The following is a 12,419-nucleotide window of genomic DNA, read 5'->3' as shown; positions in this document are numbered from 1 at the left end:
TTAGCCAAAAAACATGTAAAACGATCGCTCATCGGGCAGTACCAGACAAAAATGGCACAAATTTAACTGGCTCAAGAATTTGCGTAATGAATTTAGCTTCTTCCTGCTCTCGCACAATTAAATGTAATTGCTGCTCTCTGCCACCAATAGGAATAACGAGCACTCCACCAGGCGCTAACTGTTTTAAAAGTTCATCAGGTACAGCTTGGGGCGCGGCTGTACTTAATATTGCATCATAAGGCCCCATTTCAGGCCAACCAAAACCACCATCAGCATGGCGAAAATGCACATTGCGCAACCCCAATTGACGTAGACGCTCACGCGCACGGTCTTGCAAAGGCTTAATTCGCTCAACGCTATAAACCTGTGGTACTAATTGGGCCAGAATTGTCGTTTGATAGCCCGAACCAGTACCAACTTCTAATACTTTTTGGATTTTATCGCCAACTGCACCCAGTAATATTTCAGTCATGCGCGCAACAATATAGGGCTGCGATAACGTTTGGCCGTGACCGATGGGTAAAGCAGTGTCTTCGTAGGCGCGATGCGCCAAAGCTTCATCCAAAAAAATATGACGTGGAGTGTTAAGCATCACGTCCAACACCTTCATATTCGTCACGCCTTGTTCACGCAATCGCTGGATTAGACGCTCACGGGTGCGCAGTGAAGTCATTCCCACACCCTGCAACAACAAATCAGTCATATTCAGCTTTCTCCGCACGTACTGATTAGGGCAACAGACGCTGATTTAGGTCCAGCCAAAAAACTAGCGACTATAACACAGCATCTACGTCCTCGCGCAGCACCTAAAACAGCAGCCACTAGAATCCAAGGTTAATCAAAGTGAACTTTCTGGCACCTTTAATTCAACCAGCTCTGCCAATACCGCTGTCGCGAACTCCCCAGCGCCCAAAGAAAAGCTAAGCTGTAAATCACCGTCCAACCAAAGAAACTTGGCGTCTTCAGGCATCAAACATAAAGGGCGGCGCTCTTGCAGCAAGCCAGCATGTTCCAATCCATTTGCCCAATCAGCAAAAGGAACCAAAGCCTCCTGCTCAATACAGAGCACATCAGATGAAGCCACACTACGCCCTCGCCCCCACAGTGGGCCACTAGGATTCCCCAAAGGCTCCCCTGCCAACATCAACTGCCAATTACTTTGCTTAATTCGCGCAGCCAATACTTGATTAAATAAATAAGAGCGTGCGGCCGAAAGAATTAACCCACGCTTCTGCTTATCTTTATAACGGCGCCCCTCAACCAAAAGCATCTGGGCCTCATGTAAATTATTGCCCTGCCGACCAAAACGTTGCTCACCAAAATAATTTGGGACGCCCACTGCAAACACCTGCTCGATTTTTTCATCGAGCGCTGCGCGCGCATTAGTTTGCAATTCACGCAGACGAATTACAAAATGATTAGCCCTATGCTGACCGCGACGCAGCTTTTGTTGATGGCGTGATACCTGCAGCACTGCAATTGTATCTGAGTTCAACTGAGCCCAATCAAGCCCCCCACCTTCTGGCAACTTAGGAAGATACACACTAAACCATTGCGTTGTAACGGCATGACGATCTTTACGCCCGCTATAACCTACATCATTAATTTTAACCTGCGCCAAGTCCGCAATTTTTCCAGCGACCCATGCTGTATTTTCGCCACGCTTACGCACATGCAAAAAAATATGCTCTCCACTACCAGAAGGCTCAAATCCCAAGTCCTCATCAACTTGAAAGTCCTCTGGTGTAGAGCGAAAGAAACCACTGGCGGTTAGGTCGCCATATGCACGCGGAAAATCTAAAGAAAACTCGAGCAAAATAAAATCCTAATAAAATAATATGTACCAACACTATCGTATTGGCACATCAATGAAATAAAAAGTTAGAAAAAATAACAGAACCACAAAAAGAAAACTCTAAGCCTGTGAGTTTGTGTTATCGCGGTATTTAGACGGAAGGAGATCAGCGCCACTATTACAAACTGAGTTATATATACACAGCTTAAACAGACTCGAGCAGCACCACAGCATAACAAGCTATACCCTCTTCCCGCCCAGCAAAACCCAAGCGCTCTGTAGTAGTAGCTTTAATATTAATAAGGGAAATATCACACTGCAAATCAGCAGCAATAGCGGCCACCATGTGCGGGATATAGTTGGCCATACGCGGTGCTTGAGCCACAATTGTCATATCGGCATTACCTAACTTCCAGCCCAATGTTGTGACTTTAGCCTTGACCATGCGCAAGAGGGCTCGACTATCAATATTGCGATACTGCATGTCAGTATCGGGAAAATGCTTGCCGATATCACCCAATCCTGCAGCCCCAAGAATAGCATCACATAGCGCATGCAACAGAACATCGCCATCTGAATGCGCCACCAATCCATGATGATGAGGAATTACCACGCCACCTATCACAATTTTATCGCCCACCCCAAAGGCATGAACGTCATAACCTTGACCTATACGTATCGTCATTTATTTTTTCTCCTCAACAGAATGAGCCTGCTGTTGCAATATAAAAGTCGCCATAGGCAAATCTTCTGGGCGAGTAATTTTAATATTATCGCTTCTTCCCGCAACCACCATAGGTTGGTGACCAAACATCTCTACTGCAGAAGACTCATCGGTTACAGCCATTTTATTTATCAATGCCTGCTCTAAAGTATTGCGCAATAAACCATAGCGGAACATTTGCGGCGTTTGCGCCTGCCACAACTTGCTGCGATCTGGTGTTGCCTCTATTTTTCCGAATTCGACTGACTTCAAGGTATCACTGACAGGCACAGCCAAAATCCCACCCACCGGATGATCATATAAGCTGTTCATCAACATTTTGATTGATTCTAAAGTCACGCAGGGACGCGCGGCATCATGCACTAACACCCAGTCATTCTTTGCTGCTGGCAAGGCTTTTAATCCATTAAGTACTGAGTCTGCTCGCTCAATACCGCCATCCACTCGCCTAACAGCTGGATGATTCGCTAAAGGTAGGCTTGACCAATACTCATCCGCCTTGTCGAGCACTAAATATAAAGCCTTAAAGCTTGGCAACTGCAAAAGGCGCTCAACACTATGTTCAAGCACAGTTTTACCCGCCAGGTGTAAATACTGCTTAGGGATGTCGGCCCCCATGCGCTTACCTATACCAGCGGCAGGAACAACCAACCAAAAAACAGGCAAGCCAGCATCAGGAGAAGAGGGATTGAAAAATACAGGGGGGGAATCCATAACCTAAACTCAGCTGATCCAATAACACAGGAACCGAGCAATAATTCGAAGGTTCTTATTATTCTTCATTTAATATCATGAAAAAGGTTTCATCTTTTTTGATCAAGCCTATGTCATTGCGTGCACGCTCTTCTATAGTATCCAAGCCAGTTTTTAGCTCTTCCACTTCCACATCGAGAATACGATTACGCTCACGCATGCGGTCATTATCAGCTTGTTGCACATTAATATTCCCTTCCAGCCGATGCGCATGCGCTAAGCTGCCTTCACCAATCCAAAGGCGGTATTGCAAAACCACCAAAAGAATTAAGAGAGTTCCTATCAACCATTTCATGATTTTTTGTCATCGCAAGGACTAAACAAACAACAAGAGCCCACAGGGCTCTTGTTGTCATAGACACCACTTAAGATTTGAACTCAGCACGACCTTTGTAAGGTGCTGCCGCACCCAACTCTGCTTCAATACGCAGTAACCGGTTATATTTAGATACACGGTCCGAACGACACAAAGAACCTGTTTTAATTTGGCCCGCTGAAGTAGCCACCGCCAAATCTGCAATAGTCGTATCTTCAGTTTCACCCGAACGATGAGAAATTACAGCGGTGTAGCCTGCATCTTGTGCCATTTTGATCGCATCAAGTGTTTCTGATAGGGAACCAATTTGGTTAAACTTAATTAAAATTGAGTTGGCAATTTTCTTATCAATACCCTCTTTCAAAATTTTGGTATTGGTTACAAACAAGTCATCGCCAACCAATTGAACCTTGTGACCAATCTTGGTGGTCAAATCAGCCCAACCAGCCCAATCACTTTCATCTTTACCGTCTTCAATAGAAATGATTGGGTATTTAGCTGCAAGATCTGCTAAATAATCTGAGAACTCATTGGTAGTGAATACACGCCCTTCGCCAGCCAAATCATATTTACCGTCTTTGTAAAATTCAGTTGCAGCACAATCCAGCGCGAGAGTGACATTGTCACCTAACTTATAGCCTGCTTTTTCTACCGCTGTAGAAATAACTTTCAAAGCATCTTCATTAGATGGCAAGTTTGGCGCAAAGCCACCCTCATCACCCACCGCAGTATTCAGGCCTTGATCGTGAAGAATTTTTTTCAAGGTATGGAATATTTCAGCTCCCATACGCAATGCTTCAGAAAAAGTTTTAGCGCCTACTGGCTGTACCATAAACTCTTGAATATCAACATTATTGTCTGCGTGCTCACCGCCATTGATAATATTCATCATAGGCACAGGCATAGAGTATTTACCAGGAGTACCATTCAAATCAGCAATATGCGCATAAAGTGGAACTTTTTTCGCTATCGCAGCAGCTTTAGCATTTGCCAAAGACACCGCGAGGATAGCGTTAGCACCCAACACCGCTTTATTTTCAGTGCCGTCAGCCTTGATCATGGCGTCATCTAGTGCGCGCTGATTCAATGAATCCATACCCACCACTAAGCTTTTAATTGTAGTGTTGATGTTGTTTACTGCCTTCAACACCCCCTTACCCAAGTAACGTGACTTATCGCCATCGCGCAACTCCAAAGCTTCACGCGAACCCGTTGAAGCGCCCGATGGAGCACAAGCAGAGCCCACGGCACCAGAATCCAAAATCACTTCTGCCATTACAGTAGGGTTGCCGCGACTATCCAATACTTCAAAGGCTTTAACATCAACAATCTTAGTCATGTGTTTACTCCAGATATTTAAAACAAATGTTTGATTACACGAATTTTTCAATTATGGTTTTGTTAGTGCGCAGCTAGGCACCCTAACAACTTCTTCGAATACTATTACAGGCTGAATGTCAGCAACTCTATTTAATATCTAACAGCGGAAAATTTTTAACCACATCATCAACAGCTTTCATTTGCAGTAAAAAGGGTTCCAGCATATCAAGCGGTAACGCACTAGGACCATCGCACTTAGCATTTTGCGGATCGGGATGCGCCTCTAAAAACAAACCTGCCAATCCTACCGCTATACCCGCGCGCGCCAATTCTGCCACTTGATGACGACGGCCACTCGATGCAGAACCTAACGGATCGCGACACTGTAGCGAATGAGTCACATCGAAAATTACTGGGGCATTACCGCTCACTTCACGCATAGTGCGAAAGCCAAGCATATCCACCACTAAATTGTCGTATCCGAAGTTAGTACCGCGATCACAGAGTATAATTTTTTCATTGCCGCACTCACCAAATTTTTCGACGATATTCTTCATTTGGCCGGGGCTTAAAAATTGCGGTTTTTTAATATTTATTACCGCACCTGTTTTCGCCATTGCCACCACCAAATCCGTTTGACGAGCCAAAAAGGCAGGCAATTGAATTACATCGCAAATTTCTGCGACAGGCTGACACTGAGCGATTTCATGCACATCAGTAATAATAGGCACATTAAAAGTTTGTTTGATTTCTTGAAAAATTTTCAAACCTTCATCCATGCCTGGACCACGATATGAGTGAATAGACGAGCGATTAGCCTTATCAAAAGAGGCTTTAAATACATAGGGAACGCCAAGCTTTTGCGTCACTTCCACATAAGCCTCTGCAACTTGCATCGCCATGTCGCGCGATTCAAGAACATTCATACCACCAAAGAGTACAAACGGTAGGGCGTTGCCCACTTGCAGAGAACCGACTTTTACAATTTCCTGAGACACAATGATTCCTTTAAGAAAATCGAGAGAGAGGTGACTTCACCCTCTCCCTCTCGATTATTTTTTATGGGCGAGAGCTGCGGCCACAAAGCTAGTAAACAGCGGATGACCATCGCGCGGTGTCGACGTAAATTCCGGGTGAAACTGGCAGGCCACAAACCAAGGATGGTCAGGAATTTCAACCATTTCTACTAAGGTATCATCGGCCGACCAGCCCCCGATGCGCAAACCCGCTTTCTGTAATTGATCCACATAATTATTGTTTACTTCATAACGATGGCGGTGACGCTCAACAATTACATCATCGCCGTAGATAGTGCGTGCATTACTTCCAGCGACTAGCCGACATTCCTGCGCGCCTAAGCGCATAGTTCCACCTAAATCTGAGGACTCATCACGCTTTTCCACTGCACCATCTGAGGAGATCCATTCAGTAATTAAACCAATAACGGGGTAGGAAGTATGCTTATCAAACTCAGTTGAGTTAGCACCTTTTAAGCCCAACACATTACGCGCGAACTCAATAACAACAGATTGCATACCCAAACAGATGCCCAAGTAAGGCACCTTGTTTTCACGGGCATACTGCACCGCCATCAACTTGCCTTCCACGCCGCGCTCACCAAACCCGCCAGGCACTAAAATCGCATCAGCATCAAGAAGAATGGCTACACCTTCTTGCTCAACGCGCTCTGCATCAATGTAATTAATTTTAACCTTGGTCTTGGTGTGAATGCCGGCATGACTCAATGCTTCAATTAAAGACTTATAAGCATCCAACAACTCCATGTATTTGCCAACCATGGAAATGGTGATTTCGTGTTCAGGATTTAGCTTACTCTCAACAACCCTGTCCCACTCACTCAAATCTGCCTCAGGGCACTCAAGACCCAGCAACTCAACCACGATTTGATCAAGCTTGTAGCTTTGCAAAAAGCGGGGAATAGAGTAAATGGTTTCAGCATCAGGCAGAGGTACAACGGCGCGCTCTGCTACGTTAGTAAACAAAGATATTTTACGGCGTGAGTCCTCATCGACTATACGCTCAGAACGGCACAACAAAATATCAGGCTGCAGACCTATAGAGCGCAACTCTTTCACAGAGTGCTGTGTAGGCTTAGTTTTGGTTTCACCTGCAGTTGCAATATAAGGAACCAAGGTCAAATGCATCAAAAGTGCACGCGAACCTAGCTCTACCTTCAATTGACGCACAGCTTCTAAAAATGGCTGGGACTCAATATCACCCACAGTGCCGCCAATCTCAACCAAGGCCACATCCACATCGCGACCACCTTCTAAAATTCGACGTTTAATTTCGTCTGTAATATGAGGAATAACTTGTACTGTGCCACCCAAGTAGTCCCCGCGGCGCTCTTTACGCAACACGGTTTCATAAACACGACCTGTCGTAAAATTATTACGGCGGGTCATTTTAGTGCGAATAAACCGCTCATAATGCCCAAGGTCTAAATCTGTCTCAGCGCCATCCTCAGTCACAAAAACTTCACCGTGCTGAAAAGGACTCATAGTGCCGGGATCGACATTAATATAGGGATCGAGCTTCATGATAGTGACTTTCAAGCCACGAGCTTCGAGGATAGCGGCCAAAGAAGCCGAAGCGATGCCTTTGCCTAAAGAGGAAACAACACCACCGGTAACGAAAATATAGCGCGTCATGTAAAACCTGATTAACTGTGAATAAGCGGAGCGGAATAATGAGATAAATGCCAGTAACAGGCGCTCATTGCGAGGCGTGGGATTTATCGTTCAGGACGGGGCGCCAGAGTAACAGAAAGCCCCTGACGGCTCAACGAAAAGCTGCCTCAGGCGACGCCTAAAACGAGGCAAACTACATAATCTATCCCCTTGAGAATACTGATTGAAGCTTCCAACCAATGAACCTACTAAGCAAATAGACAGACAAATACTCAATTTACAACAACTCTATGCCTACCAACTTTGGCTTCTTGACCCACCCACCCCCCTCTTTAGAGCCTAAAAAACATATGAACTATTTAAAATGGCATTAATACTCTATGAACATCAACCAAATCATAGAGCAGCTGAACTAAATAAAGTTTGGATATGAGGCAAAGCAAAACCCCTCCCCTGCAAAAAACGCATCTGCTTCGCCTTACTTTTGATATCCAGAGGAAACTCGCCACCAAAACGCTTAATACGCACCCTGCACGCTAGTTCCACCCAATAATAATCAGACTCATCAATTAAGCTAACTATTACATCTCCAGCCACACCTCTCTCGCTCAGCTCCATCTTAATGAGTGCTGAGCCCTTACCCTGACGTTGGCGCATGGCAATAAAGGCTTCAGCAAAGCGCATATCGCTTTGCAAACCTTGCTCCGTTAAGCGCGCTACAGCTTCTTCTATAAATTCAGACTGCCCGAACTTTTGCCTCAACTTAGTTCGCAACTCCAAGACTGAATGTTCGCGCATGGCAAGCATATTCATAGCAGCATAGCGAACATTGGCAATTGTTATAGTTGACTCAGATGACATACTACTTAAGCTATTATGAAAAAGACCGCAGAGCGGCCTTTTTAATGACTAACTGTTTTGGGGCCAAAAAGTGAATACTCCGACACCAAACCCTAAGACCCCTTAATCACTGCACTGGGGGGAACTGTGCTACGACTTCTGCGACAGCCCTGCTAAGCACTACACGCTGCTGCTGAGGGGACATACCCCGGCTCAAGCGTTTCTCTGACACACCGCGCCAAATTGGCTTATCTGTTTTGACGTCAACAATGTCTATGATCAAACTTCCTTGGCTATAAAGACGTAAACCCGTATTCGGGCCATGAAAAAAAGGCGATGGATAACGACGATAAAGCGGACTATAAAAACCAAATCCATAGAGCGCATCATAGCTCTGCGGATCAATTTTTTCCTCTACCACCACATGATAGCGAACCTCAAAATCGCCCCTATCTCCCTCTGCTCTTTTATACCGCTGCCCTAAATCAGCCTCTAATGCAGCATGAATATGACTGAGAGTAAAAGGTGATATGAGGATATTTTCTTTAATGTCCTGCTTAGCCTCCAACACACTAAATGATGTCAAACCTGCAAAACTATAATTTGCTTGATAGTCTGTCTCCACATAAGGTTCTGTGGTGCAACTGGCTAAGCCTAATAACATTACCAAGTACATGTATAATTTCAGTTTTTGTATTAGCAGCCCCATTGTCGCGCACTCCAAGTGTAAATTTCACTAGACGCGCAGCAGCCCAAAAATCACGCCACTCCAACGCCATATTTGCGAGGCAGCATAGCCAGCGCCTATAAGACTTGCAAGACAATCCATCAAAATGAACACACTAAAGAAATCAAAGTAACCAGACCCCATTAGCAAAAAGCCTCAGTATTATGAGGCTTTTAAAAAACTAATTACGATGACTCTTCTACCTCATCTGGCGCATCTACATCCCCAGGGCTCAGTGATAGGGCTGAAGTTGCCAATAATTCAGTGCGAACTCGCTGTTCAAGTTCTTGGGCAATAACAGGATTTTCCACAAGATACTTCATTACGTTGCTCTTGCCCTGTCCTATTTTATTACCTTGGTAGCTATACCACGCACCCGCTTTATCAACCATTCCTAGCTTCACGCCATAATCAACCACTTCACCCATGCGGTTAATACCGGCGCCATAAAGGATTTGGAATTCAGCCTGTTTGAAGGGAGGAGCAACCTTATTTTTAACAACCTTTACACGCGTTTCAGAGCCAACAACCTCCTCACCCTCCTTCACAGCTCCAATGCGACGAATATCCAAACGTACCGAGGCATAGAATTTAAGTGCATTACCACCTGTTGTAGTTTCAGGGTTACCAAACATAACACCAATTTTCATACGAATTTGGTTAATGAAAATCACCAAGCAATTAGCATTTTTGATATTACCCGTTATTTTACGTAAAGCTTGTGACATAAGGCGGGCCTGCAACCCCACATGATGATCACCCATCTCACCTTCAATTTCAGCGCGCGGCGTCAAAGCTGCAACAGAGTCAATTACCAGCACATCTACAGCCCCAGAACGAACCAACATGTCAGTCACTTCTAAAGCCTGTTCACCCGTATCAGGCTGAGAGATAATCAAGTCCTCAACTTTTACGCCTAACTTGGAGGCATATATAGGATCGAGCGCATGCTCGGCATCAATAAAAGCGCAGGTGCCACCTAAGCGTTGCGCTTCAGCAATAACCTGGAGAGTTAATGTAGTTTTACCCGAAGATTCTGGGCCGTAAATTTCTACAATCCGCCCGCGCGGTAAGCCGCCAATACCCAAGGCCACATCAAGCCCTAATGAACCCGTTGAAATGGCAGGAATCGCCACTTGCTCACGGTCGCCCATGCGCATCACGGTACCCTTACCAAATTGACGTTCGATTTGACTTAACGCCGCTAACAGCGCCTTCTCTTTGTTCGCATCCATTTGACACCTCAATATATTAATAAGTGGGTTGTTCAGCTGTCAGCTTATATGACTGACTTACCTAAGATTTATACCAATAGCTCTATACTCATTTCCGTCTTGCGTCATACCCAGTGAATACAAGTGCCGCAGCGGATAACCGAAGCATACACACATAAACCTGTATGTGCAAACAGTGTAGCTATTTATACAGTAGTTTATGATATTGGACCATCCGACCACCACCCTAAAACACGACCCAATCAAATCGCCAACTAGCAAATCAACTACAAGCCAATCACCTAAGGGGCTCCTATAACCTAGTCTTATTATTGGTATCACGATTTGCCGCTATGGGGCGCGCCGCAATCACCGCTCTATCCTCCTTACTTAGACGATCATATAACACTACATTTACTGTAGCCGCCAAATTCATACAGCCTATAGTGGGGATATAAACGACGTGCGCGCAGTGACTGAGCAACTCCTTTTTAATAGAACCATCCTCTGGGCCAAAAATATAATAGGCATTATCTGGATGAACAAAATCCATTAGCGGCGTTGCGCCCTCAATGAGCTCTATGGCGACCAGAGTTGTACCTTCAGGCCGCGCCGCTAAAAAATCATCCACGGCGACGAGAGGCACGCGTTCATGCGCATTCTTGGTGTCCGTAAAAAATTTACGGGCACGGGTATAACGCTCACCGCTGTAAAACACTTTGGTTGCTTCGTAGCAGCCAGCAGCGCGCAACACCATGCCCACATTCTCAGGACTTTTAGGATTTACGAGGCCGATGTATACGGCGGAGGTTTTCATAACATTTACTCAGGATAATCGTTGTTTAAAATCTTCATAACCAAATTGACGCACAAGTTGCAGCTCATTGTTGCGCGAATCCCAAATAGCGATTGCCGGTAAATTTATCCCGTTGAAGGTTGTGGTTTTTACCATGGTGTAATGCGCCATGTCATCAAATATAAGTCGCTGACCAAGCGCCAGCGGCTCAGCAAAACTATAATCGCCGATAACATCTCCCGCCAAACAGGTCATGCCGCCCAATCGATAAGTGTGCGCTAATTCATTAGGCATGGCGGCATCTAAAACATCAGCGCGGTAAGGCATCTCCAGTACATCAGGCATATGGCACGTTGCGGAGGTATCCAAAATAGCTTGCGCCATAGAATTCCAGGTAATATCCAAAACTTCAGCTATCAACACGCCACTGCGAATCGCAACAGCCTCACCCGGCTCCATATAAACTTGCAGCTTGTGGCGCGCCTGAAAGGCTTTCAATACGCCGATGAGTTCATCCACTTGATAATCATTGCGGCTGATATGGTGACCACCACCAAAGTTAATCCATTCAAGACACTTAAAATAAGTGCCGAATTTTTCCTCTACCGCTTCAAGCGTGCGCAATAGTGGCGGTAAATCCTGCTGGCAAAGCGTATGAAAGTGCAGACCACTTATACCATCTAATAACGCGGGATCGTTTTTTAAAGTTTGTTGAAATACAGCGCAAGGAACGCCCATGCGCGAACAAGGTGCGCAGGGATCATAGAGCGGAACATCACCTTCGGAATGTTCCGGATTAATGCGAATACCGAATTGCAATTCTGGGCGCCGCTGTTTAGCCGTTAAGGCTAAGGCTTTAAATCGTGACCACTGCGAAAATGAATTAAACACCACATGATCGGCCACCTTTAAAATTTCAATTAAATCCGATTCCTTATAGGCAGCCGAATAACAGTGGACTTCTCCTCGACCTCGCGCCCTACTCTCTTCATCAGAAAACTCTTCGCGCCCCAAGCGCGCCTCATGCAGCCCACTCGCACAGGTGCCGCTGAGATACTGCTTAAACAGCGGCGCCAAACTCCAGCAAGAGAATGCCTTAAGGGCACCTAATATTTTCGCCCCGCTCTCGCGCTGCACCCTATGCAAAATTTTTAAATTAGCTTCAACGACTGCGCGATCAATCACAAAGCAGGGTGAGGGTACACGCGAGGTGTCGAATTTCGTAAAGGTATTAAATTGAGGCATAGGCAGATATCATAGATAAAGAAAAAATAATATATCGC

At 45.4% G+C, this 12,419-nt stretch carries 13 protein-coding genes; all 13 read right to left on the bottom strand.

Going from position 1 to position 12,419, the window contains the following annotated elements; all coding sequences use genetic code 11:
- Positions 1–28 precede the first annotated feature (28 nt).
- The gene (locus AC0KUT_RS09310; RefSeq protein WP_488835357.1) at positions 29–703 is read right to left on the bottom strand and encodes a protein-L-isoaspartate(D-aspartate) O-methyltransferase; all 675 of its coding nucleotides are present in this window, start codon (positions 701–703) and stop codon (positions 29–31) included.
- Between the two features lie 135 nt (positions 704–838).
- The gene (truD, locus tag AC0KUT_RS09305; RefSeq protein WP_488835355.1) at positions 839–1,816 is read right to left on the bottom strand and encodes a tRNA pseudouridine(13) synthase TruD; all 978 of its coding nucleotides are present in this window, start codon (positions 1,814–1,816) and stop codon (positions 839–841) included.
- Positions 1,817–2,000: 184 nt separating this feature from the next.
- Entirely contained in the window at positions 2,001–2,480 is a 480-nt protein-coding gene (gene ispF / locus AC0KUT_RS09300; RefSeq protein ID WP_488835353.1) for a 2-C-methyl-D-erythritol 2,4-cyclodiphosphate synthase, read from the bottom strand.
- A complete protein-coding gene (gene ispD / locus AC0KUT_RS09295; RefSeq protein ID WP_488835351.1) occupies positions 2,481–3,233 on the bottom strand; it encodes a 2-C-methyl-D-erythritol 4-phosphate cytidylyltransferase in 753 nt (250 codons plus the stop codon).
- Between the two features lie 58 nt (positions 3,234–3,291).
- On the bottom strand, positions 3,292–3,567 hold the full coding sequence (locus AC0KUT_RS09290) for a septum formation initiator family protein (protein WP_488835349.1): 276 nt from the start codon (positions 3,565–3,567) through the stop codon (positions 3,292–3,294).
- 70 nt (positions 3,568–3,637) lie between these two features.
- Complete coding sequence (eno, locus tag AC0KUT_RS09285) at positions 3,638–4,927, bottom strand: phosphopyruvate hydratase (protein ID WP_488835347.1); 1,290 nt, start codon at positions 4,925–4,927, stop codon at positions 3,638–3,640.
- A 127-nt stretch (positions 4,928–5,054) separates the two neighbouring features.
- Positions 5,055–5,906, bottom strand: coding sequence for a 3-deoxy-8-phosphooctulonate synthase (gene kdsA / locus AC0KUT_RS09280; protein ID WP_488835345.1), 852 nt, complete (start codon positions 5,904–5,906; stop codon positions 5,055–5,057).
- Between the two features lie 54 nt (positions 5,907–5,960).
- Complete coding sequence (gene pyrG, locus AC0KUT_RS09275) at positions 5,961–7,580, bottom strand: CTP synthase (protein ID WP_488835343.1); 1,620 nt, start codon at positions 7,578–7,580, stop codon at positions 5,961–5,963.
- Positions 7,581–7,955: 375 nt separating this feature from the next.
- Entirely contained in the window at positions 7,956–8,420 is a 465-nt protein-coding gene (locus AC0KUT_RS09270) for a regulatory protein RecX (RefSeq protein ID WP_488835341.1), read from the bottom strand.
- 106 nt (positions 8,421–8,526) lie between these two features.
- Positions 8,527–9,075: a DUF4136 domain-containing protein gene (locus tag AC0KUT_RS09265; protein ID WP_488835339.1), complete on the bottom strand. Its 549-nt coding sequence runs from the start codon at positions 9,073–9,075 to the stop codon at positions 8,527–8,529.
- Positions 9,076–9,311: 236 nt separating this feature from the next.
- Positions 9,312–10,361 carry a recombinase RecA gene (recA, locus tag AC0KUT_RS09260; protein ID WP_488835338.1) on the bottom strand — a complete coding sequence of 350 codons (1,050 nt, stop codon included), beginning with the start codon at positions 10,359–10,361 and terminating at the stop codon, positions 9,312–9,314.
- 292 nt (positions 10,362–10,653) lie between these two features.
- Positions 10,654–11,157 carry an RNA methyltransferase gene (locus AC0KUT_RS09255; protein WP_488835337.1) on the bottom strand — a complete coding sequence of 168 codons (504 nt, stop codon included), beginning with the start codon at positions 11,155–11,157 and terminating at the stop codon, positions 10,654–10,656.
- A gap of 9 nt (positions 11,158–11,166) precedes the next feature.
- The gene (gene nspC / locus AC0KUT_RS09250; protein ID WP_488835335.1) at positions 11,167–12,381 is read right to left on the bottom strand and encodes a carboxynorspermidine decarboxylase; all 1,215 of its coding nucleotides are present in this window, start codon (positions 12,379–12,381) and stop codon (positions 11,167–11,169) included.
- Between the last annotated feature and the right edge of the window lie 38 nt (positions 12,382–12,419).

The organism is Cellvibrio sp. 25HG11W-0, assembly GCF_057815475.1.
The sequence above is the reverse complement of the archived record's forward strand: the minus strand, read 5'-3'. Positions and strand labels throughout refer to the sequence as shown.

What these genes read in the sequence shown, in the direction of transcription:
- nspC (WP_488835335.1), bottom strand. Translation starts at nt 12,381, where the DNA reads ATGCCTCAATTTAATACCTTTACGAAATTCGACACCTCGCGTGTACCC.
- eno (WP_488835347.1), bottom strand. Translation starts at nt 4,927, where the DNA reads ATGACTAAGATTGTTGATGTTAAAGCCTTTGAAGTATTGGATAGTCGC.
- AC0KUT_RS09290 (WP_488835349.1), bottom strand. Translation starts at nt 3,567, where the DNA reads ATGAAATGGTTGATAGGAACTCTCTTAATTCTTTTGGTGGTTTTGCAA.
- recA (WP_488835338.1), bottom strand. Translation starts at nt 10,361, where the DNA reads ATGGATGCGAACAAAGAGAAGGCGCTGTTAGCGGCGTTAAGTCAAATC.
- AC0KUT_RS09255 (WP_488835337.1), bottom strand. Translation starts at nt 11,157, where the DNA reads ATGAAAACCTCCGCCGTATACATCGGCCTCGTAAATCCTAAAAGTCCT.
- AC0KUT_RS09310 (WP_488835357.1), bottom strand. Translation starts at nt 703, where the DNA reads ATGACTGATTTGTTGTTGCAGGGTGTGGGAATGACTTCACTGCGCACC.
- ispF (WP_488835353.1), bottom strand. Translation starts at nt 2,480, where the DNA reads ATGACGATACGTATAGGTCAAGGTTATGACGTTCATGCCTTTGGGGTG.
- AC0KUT_RS09265 (WP_488835339.1), bottom strand. Translation starts at nt 9,075, where the DNA reads ATGTACTTGGTAATGTTATTAGGCTTAGCCAGTTGCACCACAGAACCT.
- pyrG (WP_488835343.1), bottom strand. Translation starts at nt 7,580, where the DNA reads ATGACGCGCTATATTTTCGTTACCGGTGGTGTTGTTTCCTCTTTAGGC.
- ispD (WP_488835351.1), bottom strand. Translation starts at nt 3,233, where the DNA reads ATGGATTCCCCCCCTGTATTTTTCAATCCCTCTTCTCCTGATGCTGGC.
- AC0KUT_RS09270 (WP_488835341.1), bottom strand. Translation starts at nt 8,420, where the DNA reads ATGTCATCTGAGTCAACTATAACAATTGCCAATGTTCGCTATGCTGCT.